General features: G+C 40.4%; 19 protein-coding genes. 2 read left to right on the top strand and 17 right to left on the bottom strand.

What is annotated here, in order from left to right:
- Positions 1 to 11: 11 nt before the first annotated feature.
- The 4 genes from R8P61_06195 to R8P61_06180 all read right to left on the bottom strand — a co-directional run bounded on the left by R8P61_06195 (position 12) and on the right by R8P61_06180 (position 2466).
- On the bottom strand, positions 12 to 518 hold the full coding sequence (locus R8P61_06195; protein ID MDW3646629.1) for a hypothetical protein: 507 nt from the start codon (positions 516 to 518) through the stop codon (positions 12 to 14).
- Between the two features lie 22 nt (positions 519 to 540).
- Entirely contained in the window at positions 541 to 1182 is a 642-nt protein-coding gene (locus R8P61_06190) for a DUF2306 domain-containing protein (GenBank protein MDW3646628.1), read from the bottom strand.
- Positions 1163 to 1570, bottom strand: coding sequence for a DUF5360 family protein (locus R8P61_06185; GenBank protein ID MDW3646627.1), 408 nt, complete (start codon positions 1568 to 1570; stop codon positions 1163 to 1165). Before R8P61_06185 ends, R8P61_06190 begins: the two co-directional genes overlap by 20 nt.
- A 101-nt stretch (positions 1571 to 1671) precedes the next feature.
- Positions 1672 to 2466: a hypothetical protein gene (locus R8P61_06180; GenBank protein MDW3646626.1), complete on the bottom strand. Its 795-nt coding sequence runs from the start codon at positions 2464 to 2466 to the stop codon at positions 1672 to 1674.
- Between the two features lie 137 nt (positions 2467 to 2603).
- Here R8P61_06180 and R8P61_06175 point away from each other — a divergent pair, with 137 nt between their 5' ends.
- Positions 2604 to 4391 carry an N-acyl-D-glutamate amidohydrolase gene (locus R8P61_06175; protein MDW3646625.1) on the top strand — a complete coding sequence of 596 codons (1788 nt, stop codon included), beginning with the start codon at positions 2604 to 2606 and terminating at the stop codon, positions 4389 to 4391.
- Between the two features lie 15 nt (positions 4392 to 4406).
- Here the strand turns inward: R8P61_06175 and R8P61_06170 are convergent, their stop codons facing one another.
- From R8P61_06170 to R8P61_06110, 13 genes are all read right to left on the bottom strand, one after another.
- Positions 4407 to 5357, bottom strand: coding sequence for a hypothetical protein (locus R8P61_06170; protein ID MDW3646624.1), 951 nt, complete (start codon positions 5355 to 5357; stop codon positions 4407 to 4409).
- 145 nt (positions 5358 to 5502) lie between these two features.
- On the bottom strand, positions 5503 to 6252 hold the full coding sequence (locus tag R8P61_06165) for a hypothetical protein (protein MDW3646623.1): 750 nt from the start codon (positions 6250 to 6252) through the stop codon (positions 5503 to 5505).
- 93 nt (positions 6253 to 6345) lie between these two features.
- Positions 6346 to 6912 carry a zinc-ribbon domain containing protein gene (locus R8P61_06160; protein ID MDW3646622.1) on the bottom strand — a complete coding sequence of 189 codons (567 nt, stop codon included), beginning with the start codon at positions 6910 to 6912 and terminating at the stop codon, positions 6346 to 6348.
- 139 nt (positions 6913 to 7051) lie between these two features.
- A complete protein-coding gene (locus tag R8P61_06155; GenBank protein ID MDW3646621.1) occupies positions 7052 to 7708 on the bottom strand; it encodes a metallophosphoesterase in 657 nt (218 codons plus the stop codon).
- Between the two features lie 119 nt (positions 7709 to 7827).
- Positions 7828 to 8418: a hypothetical protein gene (locus R8P61_06150; protein ID MDW3646620.1), complete on the bottom strand. Its 591-nt coding sequence runs from the start codon at positions 8416 to 8418 to the stop codon at positions 7828 to 7830.
- A 132-nt stretch (positions 8419 to 8550) separates the two neighbouring features.
- Complete coding sequence (locus tag R8P61_06145; protein ID MDW3646619.1) at positions 8551 to 9171, bottom strand: hypothetical protein; 621 nt, start codon at positions 9169 to 9171, stop codon at positions 8551 to 8553.
- Between the two features lie 137 nt (positions 9172 to 9308).
- Entirely contained in the window at positions 9309 to 11006 is a 1698-nt protein-coding gene (locus R8P61_06140) for a hypothetical protein (GenBank protein MDW3646618.1), read from the bottom strand.
- A 188-nt stretch (positions 11007 to 11194) separates the two neighbouring features.
- On the bottom strand, positions 11195 to 11875 hold the full coding sequence (locus R8P61_06135; GenBank protein ID MDW3646617.1) for an alkylmercury lyase family protein: 681 nt from the start codon (positions 11873 to 11875) through the stop codon (positions 11195 to 11197).
- Between the two features lie 86 nt (positions 11876 to 11961).
- Entirely contained in the window at positions 11962 to 12708 is a 747-nt protein-coding gene (locus tag R8P61_06130; GenBank protein ID MDW3646616.1) for an SDR family oxidoreductase, read from the bottom strand.
- 51 nt (positions 12709 to 12759) lie between these two features.
- Positions 12760 to 13323, bottom strand: coding sequence for a TetR/AcrR family transcriptional regulator (locus R8P61_06125; GenBank protein ID MDW3646615.1), 564 nt, complete (start codon positions 13321 to 13323; stop codon positions 12760 to 12762).
- A 62-nt stretch (positions 13324 to 13385) separates the two neighbouring features.
- Positions 13386 to 13949: an NADAR family protein gene (locus R8P61_06120; protein ID MDW3646614.1), complete on the bottom strand. Its 564-nt coding sequence runs from the start codon at positions 13947 to 13949 to the stop codon at positions 13386 to 13388.
- A gap of 162 nt (positions 13950 to 14111) precedes the next feature.
- A complete protein-coding gene (locus R8P61_06115) occupies positions 14112 to 15014 on the bottom strand; it encodes a retropepsin-like aspartic protease (GenBank protein MDW3646613.1) in 903 nt (300 codons plus the stop codon).
- Positions 15015 to 15091: 77 nt separating this feature from the next.
- Positions 15092 to 16201, bottom strand: a complete 1110-nt coding sequence (locus R8P61_06110; protein MDW3646612.1) for an AraC family transcriptional regulator — start codon at positions 16199 to 16201, stop codon at positions 15092 to 15094.
- A 352-nt stretch (positions 16202 to 16553) separates the two neighbouring features.
- Between R8P61_06110 and R8P61_06105 the strand changes: the two genes are divergently transcribed.
- Positions 16554 to 17711, top strand: coding sequence for a BtaA family protein (locus tag R8P61_06105; GenBank protein MDW3646611.1), 1158 nt, complete (start codon positions 16554 to 16556; stop codon positions 17709 to 17711).
- Positions 17712 to 17716 lie beyond the last annotated feature (5 nt).

The following is a 17716-nucleotide window of genomic DNA, read 5'->3' as shown; positions in this document are numbered from 1 at the left end:
GCTATTTAGGATCAATTTATATCGTACCAATAGCCATCGGTTTCTATGGCCAATTCCTCCAAATCCTGTTTATAATCAAATTGTAGATCTTCATGAAGATAGGACATGGCTTTGCTGATCGCTTTTAATTGCCTTTGGTATAGACCGATCATCATAGGACTCCGGCTGAAGATATTGAGGACTTTTTTGAATTCTCTACAGAAATGAATGAGTAGACGAACTTCTGTTTCTTTCTTTTTGGAATAGCGTATGTATTTTTTGACCAAACGCAGGATTTTGCGGAGGCTTTTCTTAACGAAATAAAAACTGGAGCGATTGATTTCGGAAAAAAGTTCTGATACCTCCTCATTCACACCCTCAATAAAACGATCTTCATCTGAGGCTTCATATAAAAGATAGCTCAGCAATTCTTTATTCTCTTTTTTAAATTTTGCGAGAGACAGACAAAGTTCAATCAGTTCCTGTTCGTCTTTAAAGCCTAGTTCAGTTTTAATTTCTCGAATTGTTGCGGTCTTCATGGCAACAATTTACACATTTCAGTTAAGCTAATTGTGGCTTTGAAACTTTCCTATTTGTCCTTCGGATAATGATGAATGCCACCAAAAGATTCGGCACCCAACACAACCAGGCTACGATTTGATAGGCGCTGATAAAATCACCCGTCATACTCTGAAGGGGAGTTAACCATAAACGGAGAGTCACAGCAGCGAAGCAAAGCGAATAACTATAAATCATCATCTGCTGATGATCCTGTAGTTTTCTTTGGCGAATGTCTAAATAGGCTTTTAAGGTCGTCCCAAACCATCCAACTCCCAAACACATAAACCCAATCTGAGCAATAGGTCCGCCTGTGGCATAATATCCAGCCCAGACTCCCCCCAGGGCACTCAAGAGGCCCGCAATCACATAGACCTTGCCTATCCCTCGATGAATCTTCATCCGTTTCGTCCGAAAGCCTTTATGAAATTGTATCCAACCAATCATCAGGGCAATGCCTCCAAAAAGGATATGAACATTGAAAGAGACCTTCCAAACCAGGTTTGAAAGCAGCTCCGGATTTTTGGTATTCAATAATCCTACTACCCCATCCGCCAAAAGATACCTCAAAGGATATAAACCGATAAATAGGGGAAAGATGGCAAAAATGATCCAGCCAATCGTTTTAAGAATTTTTGAGTTCATAAGGCTTTCTTGCTTTCAGAAAGTTAGGAAGAAAAAAGAAAGGATATATCAATAAAAAGAGATTGGGTATCCACCAGGATATATTGTAGTCTTCTGCCAGGACCCAATAAGAGATAGCTTGTAATCCTGATGCACTGGTCAGGACCAGAGATATCAGGGCATACAAAGACCATCTTTCATCCTTTCGCCTAAAGAGATAGAGGCTGTACAAACCACTGGCTGAAACAAAAAGATCAAGTGGCAAGAAGGACCAATTCCAATTTAGCAGGATCTCATTTTGATAATCATTGAATAGATACTCGGGAGGAATCAGAGAAAAGGCAGTAATGAGCCAATATAGAATAAAACCGATGTCAACAATCAGAAAAAAGTAGCGAAGGGACTTCATAGTATTCCATTTTCTTCAAGATGGAAGGAATGCCTACCGAAATCAAAAGAAAATTTTTGAATTGCAGCTAAAGCTTGTTGAAATGCAAAGGGAATACTTAGCTAATCTGCCATCCCTAATTTTTCATCAAATTCTTTGAGGAAGTCTTTCCACTCAGTATTGGGAAAGTTTTTTGTAAAACTTATTGTGTAACCGGTTTGGGTTCCGCTGTGAAAAAAATCCTCGAAGGGAAGAGGTCGACTATGTACAATTGAAAACAAAAGTCCTTCTTTGTAGCACAAAAGCAAGCGAAAACCGGGCGAAGGATCCGTAATCCAATTTTCGTATACGAAATATCCTTCGATCCCCTCAAATTCTGAAAAGGGCTCAAATCTGTGCTTCTTTATAAACGCCAAATGCGCTTCCAGTTTGTGTTCATTGGATTCCAGGACATTTAGCAGTTTATTCTCTATCAATGACTCTGGTTTGATGTTGTTTTTATGGGTATAGCCGTAAAGAAAACCGCTATACTTTCCTCCATTTTCCTCTAGCAAGTCTACGAGAATATCTGTTTTTGCCTGCCCAATTTCCTGCCCATCAGGACCAAGGATTTTACTTCCTGAAAGGATCGTCTCCTTATCATACTCTTCTTTGGTTAAGGTCACATAGGTCGCTGCCTCACACCAATCAGCCCTAAATTTCGTTGCCTGAACCTCCACACCATCGTAAAATTCAAAAAGAAGTTTTCCGTTGACCTTATCTCGAAAATTTGCCGGACCATCGACCCTTTCAATAATCTTTTCAAATGAATCGCTTTCTTCCCGATTAGTATTTTCTACAGTACAGGAGAAAAGAAATAAGAGGGAAATCAAAAGAGGGTAAACAGGGAAGGAATTAAACCAGTTTACTAAATACATCAGTGCTTTGAGTTAAGAAAATATACCAGTAATTTATAAAACAGGCGATTTAGATGAAAGAAAGATCAAATCCCAGGGAGACAAAGTCTTCACTTAAACTTGCCACTTGATTGTAAATAATTCCAGCTTCATCCATCATGACTACTACGCTAATAAAAAACGGCCGTGTATTTGACGGAACCCAAAATCCTTCCAAAATCGCACACATTCTCGTCCAGAATGGCATCATAAAAAAGATCAGCGAATCAGAAATTGAGTTTGCTGCCGATCAAGTAATTGATGCACAGGCAAAGTGGGTCATGCCGGGTTTTATTGATAATCATACCCATTATGACGGAGAAGTTTTGGTATCTCCAGGTTTGGGCGAATCGGTACGACATGGAGTCACGACCGTGATGCTGGGAGGCTGTTCGCTTTCTTTCATTTATGCTGATGTGGAAGATTGCTGTGATATGTTTACCCGCGTAGAGGCTTTTCCCCGAGAAATTCTTTTTCCCATACTCAGAGATGAAAAGTCCTGGTCTAGTCCCAAAGAATGGATAGATCATATCAATAGTTTGCCGGTAGGACCTAATCTGGCTTCCTTTATCGGGCATTCGGATATACGAGCGGCAGTCATGGGCATAGATGATTCATTGACTGAAGGAAAAAGGCCTACTAAAGCCCAAATCGAGGAAATGAGCGATATGCTGGAAGAAGCTTTGGATGAAGGTTTTGTGGGTATTTCTATGCAACACAATCCCTGGGACAAAATGGACGGAAGGCATTGGTCGAAATTGCTTCCTGCCGCTTATGCAAAGGCCTCAGAGCGGCATGAGCTCACCAAAATAGTCCGACGAAGAGGAGCCCATCTGCAGGGGGTTCCCAATCTGGTAAATCGAGTAGGCGCACTTTGGTATATGGCTTTGAGTGCAGGCTTTCTTTGGCGAAAGAAATTACGAACTTCCATGGTCGCCATGATGGACCTGAAAGGTGATCCTTTCATTCGTCCGATTCTGAGTGGCCTATGTTCCTTTTTCAATAAAGTGTTGGGAGCAGATTTTCGCATGCAGACTTTTCCTGTTCCATTTCGCGTTCTGGCGGAAGGAATGGAGCTGGTCATATTTGAGGAGTTTCCAGCGGGCGAATTGGCCCGACATTTATCCAAAGACCTCCAGAAAAGGAATACGACTCTCAATGATCCAGCTTATCGCAAGCTCTTCAAAAAGAACTATCGGGATAAACTCAAGCCTAAAGTTTGGCAAAAGGATTTCGGGGATGCTTATGTACTCGAATCGCCAGATAAAAGCATGATCGGAAAATCCTTTGTAGATATAGCAGAGGAAAGAGGGCAAGATCCCGTGGATGCTTTTCTGGATCTGGTTGTCGAAATGGACAAAGATATCCTTTGGGAAACGACCCTGGGAAATCATGATCCCAGTCGCTACAAAAAGCTTTACAATGATGAAAATGGGGTACTCGGCTTTGCTGATTCAGGTGCCCATATCAACAATATGGCTTTCTACAATAATCCCCTTCGGGTTCTTCAATATGTAAAAGCTTCGCATGAAGCAGGCGATCCTTTGATGTCCTATGAAAAAACCATTTGGCGGTTAACCAAGGAGAATGCAGATTTCTTCAATTTGGATGCTGGCCATTTGGCTGAAGGGAAACGAGCAGATATTACGATCATTGATCCAGAGAAGTTAGACGATAGAGTACATGAGTACCACAATGCTCCTTTCCTGGAGGGATGTGATCGGCTTGTCAATCGAAATGATGAGGTAGTAGAATATGTGATGATCAATGGAAAGCTGGCCTGGGAACGGGGCAGATTCACTCCGACCTTTGGAAAGGAACGCTTTGGGGAATTCCTTAAGGGGAAACATTCCTACAGATCAAATGAAGAACAAAGAGATAAAAAAGAAGCTATTCTTTCTGCCTAGCTATAGACCTTTGTTTTATTGAGAATAATACTCAAGATCATGATATCTGCTACCCAGTGGATATCCTCCTATATAATCATAGGAAATTTCACGCAAAACATGATACGGCCCACTCTCAAGGAGGGCCTTTCGCCTAATGACTCCACTCCCCTCTTTTATAATCTCTTCACCATTTTCCCAATAAGCATGTAATTGCGCTCCCAAGTCTCCGTATTCAACAATCTTCTTTGAGCTTTGCAAGTCCGTTTCTTTTTTGACAGGCCCTAAGAACTCCGGGCCTTTCTTCAAGCGGTTTTTATTGAACTTATGGGCCAAGGCTTTATGATCCAGATGCGCAGGTATCTGTGGGGGCTTTGAATTTACAATTCCGATATACCCCTGCTCACCTATATAGTAAGACCAATAAGAGACCAATTTCTTTTCAATGGGATCAGGAGTTCTATGTAAAGAAGTGAGTCCTAATCCTTCTGAGCTATCCTCTTCTCCCATCTTGATGAGTTCCCATTTATTATACTGATACATCCATTTTCCATGCTTTTCTCCTTCATGATACTGGCCGTCAATAAGTGCATCCCCTTTCAGATCAAAGACCTGATATTTTCCTTGCAATTGAGAAGCCTTATTGTATCGGTATTTAGCTCTCAATTGACCATTCGCATGGTATTCTGTAAAGTTTGCTCGAGCTAGGCCTTCATGATAGTGGCCATTTCTCAGCAGCTGTCCATTGAGGTAATACTCTTTCCATTCTCCATGGTATACTTTTCCAAGCAGGAATCCCTCCGCTTGAATGGCTCCATTTTCATAATATCTTTGATACGCATAGAGTTTTTTCCCATGCTCTTCCTCCTCCAAATAGCTGCTTTTTGACTCTATGTTTCCATTAGGCCAATAGGTGGTTTCTACCAAAAAACTTTCGCAGGAATAAAAAAGCAGGCTGAGCAAAAGGATAGAAATATACTTTTTCATGTGTCTTCATTTAATATACTAAAGACTCCAGATGAAGAAAAGGGTCCAAATTTCAAAAGCTAAAGCTGCTTATTCAGAGGATAAAACTGATAATGTATGATTCCTCCATTTTTTTGAATAAACCTATGCGTATTTGAGGGAAAGTTTAGTATGGGTTCATCATAATATTACTTCGCTTATAATCCAGGGAATCCAATTTAGCTTTATCAAACTTGAAGTAGGCAAGTTCTTGTTCATAGGTTTGGATTTCGGGATTCAAGTCTTCCTGGAGTCTTATTGTCCCTTTACCCTGATCCTCTTCAGGCAAATAAATAAAAAAAGAATTCCCATTTCGAAATCTCCCAATCAAGGTATCAGCGGAAGGCTTATTCAAATCTTTCCAAAAGCAATAATCCAAACTCCTGTCTGAGAAATGAAAGGCAATACCTACGCAAATTTCAGGTATATCCTCCTTATTTTCAGCAAACATAAACCAGGAGGCAAAGTCATGGTACCTGTTTAAAGAAAGGGTATCAGCTAGCTTGAGAATTTGCAATTCTCTCCTTTCAGCCATCAGAAATATGTGCTCCTCCATTTCATCTGTACCCGTGAGCTCAGCATGCGCCTCCAATTTGTGTGTAAGAAATGATAAAGTTGATTTCTTAAGGATAATAAAGCGACTATACGCATTCCTGTCTATCTCATACAGTTCACCGGAATAGTCAACTTTCGTTCGTACTTCAGTTTTTGAACCCGCTTTCTGAATTTCTATTGACAGAGGAAGTTGTTTTAGCGGAATCCCGTCCAGATCCCCAAATAGTTTTCTCGTCCAGTAATGTTTGTATATCACATAGGCCAGAATAAGAAAGAAAAATATCCAGGAAAAAATTTGTAAGCCTAAATCAATACTACTCATAGCTATCTGCCTTATTCATTCAAGCTGAAATTGAAGAACATTATATGCTAAAGACCTTAATGCTCAAAAAAGGTTCGAAAGCAGAAATACTCTTTATTTCCTTTTTCTCCGCTCCACTTTATCAATCTTACTCTGATAGAATTTAGCTTTCTCAAACTTCTCAAGTTCTATATAAATCTCGACGATCCGCTCCAATTCTGCCAGTATCCAATCGTCTTTTTCTTTCAGGAGAAAGGAGAGTTCCGAATTCAGATTTTTTTGATGACGAATTTCCTTCCTACAAGGAAGGCAATTATTGGGCTGAACCTGTACCCAGAATTGGAGGTCTTCATACCAGAATTTTTGCTCGGTTTTGCTAAAAACAAAATGATCTCCACATGTCTTGCAGATTTTAGAACGATCTACGTAAGCCACATAAGGATCATAATCCAGGTAGACTTGTTTTGAAATATCTGCAATTATAGCTTTCCCTACTTGCAAGCATTCATCACAGGCCCATATGGGACGTTTGTGGTTTTGGAGAGAGGGACCGGAAATGCGATAAAAGATATTTCCATAAGGGATATCTTTCTCCAAACAGGCTTTTGCTGCTTTTGCAGAAATTTCAGCTTTACAGCTAGGACATTTCAGGTGTTTGATCTTTCCTTTTTTCTTTCTCAATTGTTAAGATTTCAGGGAAGGTAATAAACGTTCAAACGGCATTTTTTGTGTTTCCTGAAGCTATAAATATGCAAAGTTGCGGATAGAATGAATCAACATCTTATCTACCTACTTTTTATACTCCGGGAAATGGAAAGCTTTATTTCAAGACCTTTACATCTATATTCTCCTGAACAATAACTTCAAATTTATCAAGGTCTATGGCACAGAGATTCCCTCTTTCCATCATCTCCCCTCTTTGCCCTTCATAACAACCATTATCAAGAGGAATAATGGTTTCCTTATTGACAACTGCATGAAAGATATCACTCAGGCTATGTTTGGTATGGCCATGAATGACTTTCTTATGTCTTAGCAGATGCATATCGGGTTCTGAACGAAAATAAGGACCCCAAATCATGGATCGTGTGTCTTCCAGAGGATTGGGAGCCGCAAAATTGAAGCCGGCGTGGACAAAGTAAAAATCTCTCGTTTCGATAAAATAGGGTAAGTCGTTAATAAAGTCGATGTACTTCTGAGGAAGCCAGGCGGCTTTTTCATTCAAGTACATGAGTTCATGATTTCCTTTAAGGGGATATACAGCATACCCTTTTTTCTGAAGATCCATAATAAGATCAAGGACTCCTTTGGAGTCAGGTCCGCGATGAACATAGTCACCCAATAAAAAGAGTTGATCCTCTTTTTTCAATTGTATTTTCTCAAATAAGAGCGATTTGAAAGTTCGGAGGCAGCCATGTATGTCAGATACGACAAAATGCCTACCCGGAAGGTCCTGGGGGATGTAAGTACCGATCATGGTTTATGTGCGAATAAGGCTAAGTAAAGTGTTTTATACGAAAAAATTAACTTTAGGTTTATACAAAATATCCCAAATCTCCTCTATTCCATTTCCTCATATTCTATCCCAAGAATTCATCATCCTTTTTTTTCTTGCTCTTCAGGCTTTTGTTCTCCTTGCTCAGCTGAGGCATTTCTCTCCTGATTTCTTCTGGTATTATAGGAATTTCGATTCCCCTGACGGTTTCCTTGTCGATTTCTCTGTTGATTTCTCTGTTGATTTCTCTGTTGATTTCCTGTTTTGGCTTCACTGGCAAGTTTTAAAACCGCCCGCCAGGAAGTGATTTCTTTGGGGTTATTTTTCTTCCCAACCACATTGGATACAGCAGCCCGGATCTTATCGGTATAGGGTCCCTGGGCAACTTTCTCAGCGGCAAATCTCCTCCAGGAACTTTTTCCTCCTCTTATTGCCAGAATGGTGTATTCTCCTTTTTGAAAAATACTATAGACAGGCATATACCTTTCCGCTTTTGCCTGACCAACTGCCGTTCTTGCTTCATAAAGGCGAATCTCATTTCTATGGACAACTTCTTTATAGTTTTCCCAGGAAATTAGCCTTTCACCTTTTTTGAATAATTCATCCCAGAATCCTCCTTTTTTGTATCTGGGCACTTCTTCTTGTTGGTCAAAAATGACCAAACAGAGCTCATGGTCTGGATGATAGGGCATAAATTTGGGTATTAAAGCAAGAAATAGGCAAATAGAATAGCCTGAGCCTTAATAAATATCGCAAATTCCAAATTGCAATCCAATCATTTTGCCATTTTTATGACAAAACCACTAAATTTGAGTTCTATTTTCCTACAAAATCCGAAGCGTTTTTAGAAAGAGATCAAGCATAGGTTTATCACTTTCTGCGAAATCATCTACCAATAACATAGTAACAACCATTATGCCCCTGTCTTTTTCTCCATAAGAGGCTACGGTATAGATTTCTTTCTCCCCTTTGTAGGTGAGGGTTGCTGTCACTCCAGTAAGGGTTTCTCCACTCTTCAGGGTGTGTTTAAAATCTTCTTCTGTCTTCTCATACCCATAGCTAACACTCTCCTTGGTGATCTCGCTTAACATAAAACGAGTTAAAGCACTGGGATCAAAGGTCTGGTATTTCTGAACCATAAAGCCACTTCCCGTGGATTTCATGATCATACATTGTTCGATGCCCTCCTCTATAACTGTATTGGAAACTCCATTTCCCTTTTCGTATTGAAAGGAGACCATATCATCTATATAGGTTTTGATGTCTGACTCCCGTAGCAGGATGTTCATTTTTTTCCCTTTGGCTCCTTTATATTCAATCGCTTCGTCCAGGTTTATATTCAGGGTATCTCCATCGATGATCAGCTGATAATTTCCTGCATCTTGTCCCTGCAAATTTTGGAAAGCGAAAAAGAGAAGGAAGGCTAAGTACTTGATTTTGTTCATTTTATTAGTGTTTCTTATGATTGTGAAAGTACAAAATTAAGCCTTCTTTCTCTTTAAACAATTTTCTGGAAACGCTTTTTTTGGGAAAGAGCAAACTCAGGGGGCTTTCAGTTTACCCAATTTCCCCTTTGCCTTGATTACTTGAGCTCTATTCTTCCCAGCCTTCTTTTCTTTGAAAACTGGCCCAGAAATAGCACTCCTCCCGCATGATTTTGGATGAGAGAAGCAGGCATTAAAGCCACTTGAGAGTCTTCAAATTTATTTAATAATTGTTTTTTGAAGGTACCATCCTCATTTATTTTAACAAGAACCAATCGAGATTTCTTGGGATTTTTGAAGGTATCCGGATATTGAATATTCTTCAGGGAACTATTTTTTTCGCTGTCATTGAAGAGAAAGCATAACTGGCTTCCTTGCAGAAATAACAGGTGGGAATTATAGATTTCCATCCCCTCCGGCATGCGCTGGTATTTATTGATAAACTTTGTCCACACCAATTTGCCCTCAGGATTGATCGATATAAGCATGATATTATTGGAGCGGAAAACGGTATATCCTCCACTGGAACTTGGTCCTACAGAATTGGATTCATATATCTGGGTAATTCCCCCATCTTTCCTGTTGATGATTGCACTTAGAGAATAGGTATGTTCATCCAGTTCAACCACTTTCCCTTTACTTTTCTCCTTCAATAAATCCTTCTTTGACCATCCCGTTCCTTTAGCAATAAAATCCAGGTCAAACTCCTCAAATGATTCTGAAAGTATGTTGCCGGAATTAGGGTCCAATCTGAGGAAAAAAGTACCTCCAAAAGCATTGCTAAAGCCCGATTCATATTTTTGGCAACTATATACACCTGTACAGATGAGTTCTCCTTTTGAATTTAGCGTGAGGCTGCGATCCTGAATTCCTTTATTTCCTGTCTCAAATACCTTTCCCAGAAGCTGCATTTGCTTTTTCTGCTGTTTGTAAGCAAAAAATCTATAGGAATAGCTTTTCTCTTTCTGCTTTCGGAAGGTCTGGTATTCTTCCTGGGTCATATTATTGGAGAATAAATATAGATTGCCCTCCGAATCGACCAGGGGACGAGGAATAGAAGCATAGGCCTTTTCCGGGAAAATACTCATTTCATCCCTCCAAACTTCCTCCATTTGCCCGTCTAATAAAATGAATTCGCCATCTCCATATCGATAGGTTTTGGCTTGTTTATCCTTGGCTGCAGGAAAGGCAGAGACCAGCACTTTGCTCGAATCATTATTCCAACTAATATCAAAGCTGCCAATAAGCGATTGGGAGGGTTTCAATTTGTAGGAAAATCCCCCCATAACTGTCGGCTTGGTAGTGGGGAAAGATATTTCGCTGATCAGACGAGCAGGACGTTTATTTTCCAGACTTGAGGGATCAATTTCCTGTAGATAAAGGCCATGTTTTCTTGCCTTCACATCCAAAAGTGAGGAGAAAACAAAAAGCTTCCCTTGAGATAAGAGCATACGTTTCAGCATTCTCTTTTTTCCTTTTCCCCCTAAATCAAGGGTTTTACTATTTATCTGCTGAAGATCCTTGCCATAATGAATGAGGTTCATCGACAAGGTATTCTTATTCAAATAAGGATTCTTGGAGGCCATTCCACCCAGAATATTTGCCTTCATTTCATTGGGGAAATACTCCAGAGCAAAGTAGCCCAGATTATCGTTTCCTATGAGAGAGAAAATTCGAGGGTCATTAGAAATATTTGTGCTTGATCCCCACTCAATTTTGGGGATCTGTGCGAATAAAGAAGATGAAAAAAATAAAGAAAAGATGAGTAAGGAGAGATAGTGACTTGATTTTAGCATAAGAAATTGTGTTCCCTTTGGTATGTTAAGGATGATAAAAGGTAATCTCAAGTCTCTTTACGAACAATCAGCACCCAAATATAGGCAGGGAATTTCGCAGGATTAGGGGAAATTGGTATGTGTGTCGAAAATTTTTGTAACTGTTCCTGAAAAATGGAATACTGTGAAAAGGAAGTACTGGAATTACTTTAAAAGCGCTCTTTGCCTCCTTCCAAATCCCAGACGGGATGGTTCAATTCAAATTCCTCAAATAAAGATTTTGCTTCTGCTCCCGTCCACTTTTCCCATGCGGGATTGAGGTGGTTTCCATACCACTTTTTCGAAAACTCCCAAATCTTCTCTGCCGGCTGAACATCTCCTTTAGAAATATTATGTCTTTGGGACCAATGATCGATTTCATCTTTGTCTCGGAAAAGAAGCATGGTGCTACAGGTATATATTACATTGTCCCAGGCTTTGCGCATAGGGATAGGAAAATGTACCCAAAGGTCTTTTTCCACAAGCTTTCCATTTTGAATATGCAGGCTAAGGGGCTCACCATATGCTCCACTGGAGGTTTTGATCTCAACATCCTCTTTCAACAAGGCCGCTACTCCCAAAGAACACCAGGCGCAATTTCCCCACCAGCTTCCCCGAGCGGATGCTAGGAGAAAATTAGTAGGAGCTAAAGAGAAAGGATGGATCACCCATACTTTCGGCTGATTGGGATGAAGGACGACTCCATGATATTCCTCTAAAGCATGAAGGGCCTCCGTCATCTGATCTTCGCTTACCGAAAAGTGGCTGGATAGCTGATCCAATTCCGGAGCATGTCCCTTTTCCAGGATGTAGCTCAGGATGTAGTAATGAAGGCTGGAGTGATTGAGCATATTTTCTGCTTTGAAAGGGAAATTAACATAAAAGAAAAACACCGACAATAGTCGGTGTTTGTGGCTTGGATACATGTTGTCAAAGACTAGTTTCTCCCGGCTCTCACTCCTCCATCGGTATCCCAAACGGCTCCGGTTACCCAGGAAGCTTTATCAGATAGCAAAAAAGTAATTACATGTGCGATTTCCTGGGGCTGGCCATTTCTTCCGATGGGGTGGAAGTTGTGAAATCCTTTTAATGCTTCTGCAGCTTCAGCTTCCCCACCAAAAACTCCATGATACACAGGGGTATCAACTACAGCAGGTGAAACTGCATTGACGCGGATATTATGATCTGCTAATTCCATAGCGAGATGCTGGGTTAGAGAATGCAAGCCAGCCTTTTGCATAGAATAGGCTGAAGAAGGAGTCGACTTGACCGCTTGTTTCGCCCACATTGAACCAACATTTACAATAGAACCTCCTCCACTTTCTTTCATTTTCCTTGCAGCAGCCTGGCTGATGAAGAAAAAACCTCTATTCAGGTCCAGATAAGAATCGTAATCTTCTTGTGAATGATCCAGAAAAGGTTTGGGACCAAAAATACCCGAAGAATTGACGAGATAATCCAGGGAATCCAGACCTTCAATACTCGCGATCAATTTATCAATATCTGCCCTCCTGGTGATATCCACCTGATGTTTGATAAGACGAGCATGATCTGCTACTTTGCCCGGATTTCTCCCGACAATGTGAACCTCTGCTCCAGCCTCGAGTAAAGCCTGACTGCTCGCTCGGCCAATGCCACTGGTTCCTCCAATGATCAGGGCCCTTTTTTTGTTGAATTCGTTCATTATATCAAAATTAAATACAGACCGGTCTGTCTGTTTATGTGTAAAAAAAATCTACGCCAAAATTTGTTGACAAAGTTCTTTGGCTGATTTGATTGGCCAGGAACTTAGATGTAAGTGGCTTTCTGAAATTGCCCCTTCATAGATAAGGTAAATTTGTTTGGCCAGGAGATCCTGCTTCTTTTCTCCCAGTTTAGGATAATTATCCCTCAAAAGTTTTTGGATAAGTTTCAGAAAGTCATTTTTCTGTTTCTGAATTTCCTGTCGGACTTTGCCATTATCTCGGGGCAATTCGGAGACTGTATTCATACACCAACAGCCATTGAATCCCTTATCATCATAAAACTCTTCTAAAAAACCGAATAAGCCCAGCATCTGAGCCTCTCCCCTCGCCTCTTTCAGACAAAAGTTCTCTATATCGACCAAAAAAGTTTCATTGCGATATTTCAGATAAGCTACACAGAGGTCTTCTTTCGAACGAAAATGACTATAAAGAGTAGCTTTTGCTATACCTGCTTCTTTGATGATCTCATTGATCCCCGTCAAATTATACCCCTGCTCATAAAAGAGACGGGAAGCGGTTTTGACGATAGTTTCACGGACCAAAGAATGTTTCATGTTTCAAAGCTAGGGAAAAATTTAAAAACAGACAAGTCTGTCTTTTTTTTAAATTTTCATTGCTAACCCACTTTGTCTTCCCTCAACTTATCTCGTACTTCCATGAGACAAAAGCCCAGATAGTTTCTTCCTCTCCATTGATCCGGATAAGAAGCTGCGGGATTGTCTTTGCCCATGCCTATTCCCCAAATTCGATCTCTGGGGCTAGCTTCTACGATAATACGATTTTGGGTATTCAAGAGAAATTCCTGCAATTCAGGATGCTGAGAAAATTTGAGATAATTTCCCTGAACGACAATATCCTGGCTATGTCGATCCCATAAGTTGGCATCAAAATTCCTGACCTGTCGGCCTAATTTTTTTGCTTCAGCCGGACTCTCTATTTGTAGAATTTTTTCCAGAATTTCTTCATCCTGAAACAATCGGGCTTTTCCGGCCATCATATAATGCTCGGCAGTTGCATAACTACTCCCATTTTCTTCAAAAGCATGGCCCTCCCACCATTGGCTAAAAACGCTTTGGCTGATGCTCCCATCTCTTGTGGGACGATGCCCCCAGAAAAAGAGAAATTTAAATGATTGCCCATCTGATAATTGATTGATAAGCCATTGACGAGAATACTTCATGAGTGTGCTGTTTTTATTTACGTATTTATTACGCAAATAAAAACCTCAGGGTTGCCTCTTTCCTCAAAAAATATAAAAAGGGAAATCCCGAAAATCTCATCTATAAAAGAGAAGATCCCGGGATTAGATCCTACGTAATGCGTGACCTATGCATTAAAGTAACTAATTCCAGAAGTACATCTTTCGCTTGGGGAAATTGATGGAGGTGATTTGCCTGGAAAGCACCGGAAATCCGATCAGGCCATCAATATGCTCTTTGTCCCCTTGCAAATGTGAGATATTTGCTTTGACGAATGACATTCCTTCATAGCTTTGCTCCGAGATTTTGAAATCTGAAACGGAAAAGGAAACAACCTCTGCCACGCCCTTATTCGCTCCCCTAAGTTCCTCGTTCCCTAAAATAGATATTTGGGATTCCTCGATTCTGGGATAACTATGTTGGTTGACTAGGTTATTAGCAGCTCCTGTATCCAATCCCAACACAAAATCCTTTGTCCCAATTTTACATTTCAGACTCGGGATATGCGCCATATATTCAAATGAGATTTCATCATAGGGATGGACTTCCTGATGGTATTCGCTTTTCCCATCTTTGAATAGCATCAGTTCAGATTGTTCATAATCGATAAGAAGTTCATAATCTTTGACCAGGTCATAGCCGATAAGCCCAGCAAATTTCTCACCTGTAGCATCTTCCAGATGGCTGAGGTCCATGCTGATTACCTCAAAATCTTTTGCTGCTATTCCCGCCCAGTCAAATTTCTGTACCTCTACCATTGAGGTAGAAATATGGCCTGAAACTCCTTTTAGGGATTCTGATTCTTCACCTTCCTCAAAGTAGGCCGAATTAAGGATCAGAGAAGGGGCACCGGTATCCAGGATAAAGTTTTCCTTTTTCCCATTGATTTTAGCTTTCACGAAGATCAATCCGGAAGCTCTTTTAAAAGGAATACTTACTGCCTCTACCTGTGAATACTCTTGCATAAGGACTAAAGGAGAGTTGAAAGCCATAGTAATCAGGCCTGCACACCCCAGACTTAGCATAATGATAAGGATCTTTTTCATTGATATAAAAATTTAATGTTAGCCTAACTTCATGAAAAACAGCTCCTCGGGCGTACGGATTTACATATCCGGACGAATTAATGCCTCATTTTTTTTCGGTATTGACTAGGGGTCAGGCCTGTCTTGCGTTTAAAGACATCATTGAAACTGGACTTGGATTTAAAGCCATTATTATAGGCAATGATCATGATGTGCTCATGGCTGGCTTCCAGTTCTTTTTTTACTTCTTCCACCCGATAGGTATTCACAAACTCAAAAAAATTTCCTCCACTATAGGTATTGATGAGATGAGATAAGGTATTGGGGTGCATATCGACTTGGTTGGCTAATAAGGCCAAACTTAAATCTACCTCTAAAAAGGGTTGCTCATGTTCCATATAGGCAAGTAAGCCTTCAAATTGTTTCTCCTCTTCGGGGCTATGTTTAGGCTTTTTCTCCTTAGCAGCACCTAAACCCGGAACATCTGCAAAATTGTGAGAAAGCAGGTTATAGCAATACAGAACAATGCAGGCTAATAAAGACGCGGTAAAGATCATTTCTGTAATCCCCGCCCTGATAAAGCCCATGGTATAATTGAGGAAAAAGATAAACAAGGGAAAGAACATAAGTCCTAACCAGATTTTCAGAATGAGATCTAGCCAATCCAGCTCGATATTATCGAGGGTAGAGTACAAAGACCTAATGCCTTTTTTGTAACTATCGGTCTTTTTGAAACTCAGAATCACATAGATCAGGTTGTGAACCAGGATTGCTGATATGAAAACTATCTCCTTCCAATGGGGAGAAAAACTGTTCTCTGCTTGTTCTCTAGCAATTTCCTGATAATGCCTTATGAGTTCTTCTGCAGGGATAGCGTAATAAGTACTAATAGCATGTCCAAGTGCCAGTAAAAAAGGGAAGAAATGAAATACATCCTTTCGCCATATAAATTTCTCCTGATTGATTGAGCGAGTTAAGAAATACAATAATGGGCCATCCAGAAAAAACAGATTTTGATCCAAAACGATCAGTAGAGGTGCATTTATCAGATCGATTTGACCTTTGATAAAGTAGAGGAGAAAACGGCATCCCCATACTGCCAATATCAGGCAGGCAAAATATAGGGCCAGGTTCTTTTTTTCCCTCTTTAAGATGAAGAGTAAACTAAAGACCGTAATAGAGATTCCTGCAATGTATAGTTCGTACATGGTGTAAAGCTAAAGGCTTTCGGATATCCTTTCCCGAAAGCCGTTACATTCATAAATTACGAAGATGTATTCAAGGAGTTCCAGGCTCTCCTAAGCATATCTGCGAGCTATGGACATATTTAGGCAGATACAGCCTAAATATCCTTATATCAGCTAAACTGATTACCCGCTGATTATCTACTTTCTAAAAAGTCCTTTTTCACAAAAAGCCGCACGAACCCCCGTAGCGCATGGGCAGTACAGTTCCAGTAAGGAGCATTTCCTTAACCTCTATTTCAATGATTTTTAACCTCGGCATAACCCTAAGGTATTGGCAAATAAATACCTTGGGAAGCTGATATAAACACAAAATATGCTAGTAGCTGACAGAATTCGAAACTGGGTATTCCACAAAGTTCATGTCAATAATCTCGTTTACAATACCTGCTGGGAAGATCCTCGCTGTGATCGAAACCTGATGGAGTTCAAAGAAGATAGTGAAATCGTCATGATCACCAGTGCCGGCTGCAATGCCCTGGCGTATTTGCTCGATGATCCTCAGGCTATTCATTGCATTGACATGAATCCCCGTCAAAATTCCTTATTGGAATTGAAGCTGGCACTCTTCAGGAATTGTAATCATGAGACTTTATTCCAATTTTTTGGTCAGGGAATGCATCCGCAGTATGATACGGTCTACAAAGAAAGCCTGCGAGAGGATTTATCTGGGGATGATCAGATTTTCTGGGACAAGCATATCAAGTACTTTTCAGAAAAAGGGCTGCGGAAAAATTTCTACCATTATGGAACAGCGGGTACCCTGGTTTGGTTGTTTTTTGTTTATATGAAGTCCCGGAAAAAACTGAAGACAGAACTCAGTGCATTGTTAAATGCCAAAACTTTGTCGGAGCAAAAGGAGATTTATTTCCGGATTGAGGACAAAATACTGAATCGTCTGATGGAGTTTGTGGTAAACCGACATCTGAGCATGTGCCTGCTGGGAGTACCGAGAAGCCAACAGGAGCTCTTTATCCATGAATACCGTCGAGGTGCAATGGGATTTATCCAGGAAAGGCTCAGACATGTGTTTACGCAATTGCCGATTCAAGACAATTATTTCTATCGGGTTTATATAGAAGGAGCCTATTCAAAAGCGTGTTGTCCGGCATACCTGAAGGAAGATAAGCATGAGATCATCCGGAAAAGAAGCGACCGAATTATCAGCCATACGAGCACCCTTTCTGAGTTTTTACTTCAAAATCCCGCTGCATATTCTCATTTTGTTTTACTGGATCATCAGGACTGGTTGGCTGAAAATAATAAAGAGGCATTGGAAGAGGAATGGAGGCTTATTTTAGAAAACAGCCGAGCCGGCAGCAAAATATTATTGAGATCAGCGGCAAAAGAAGTAGATTTTTTCCCGGACTTTGTAAAAGATCGCATAGTTTTTGAGGCAAAAAAAACAAGTCAGGAACACAAACTGGATAGGGTCGGCACCTATGCCAGTACTTATCTGGCGCAGGTTAAATAATCAAG

This window comes from Bacteroidia bacterium, from assembly GCA_033391075.1.
GTDB lineage: Bacteria > Bacteroidota > Bacteroidia > J057 > J057 > JAWPMV01.
The sequence above is the reverse complement of the archived record's forward strand: the minus strand, read 5'-3'. Positions and strand labels throughout refer to the sequence as shown.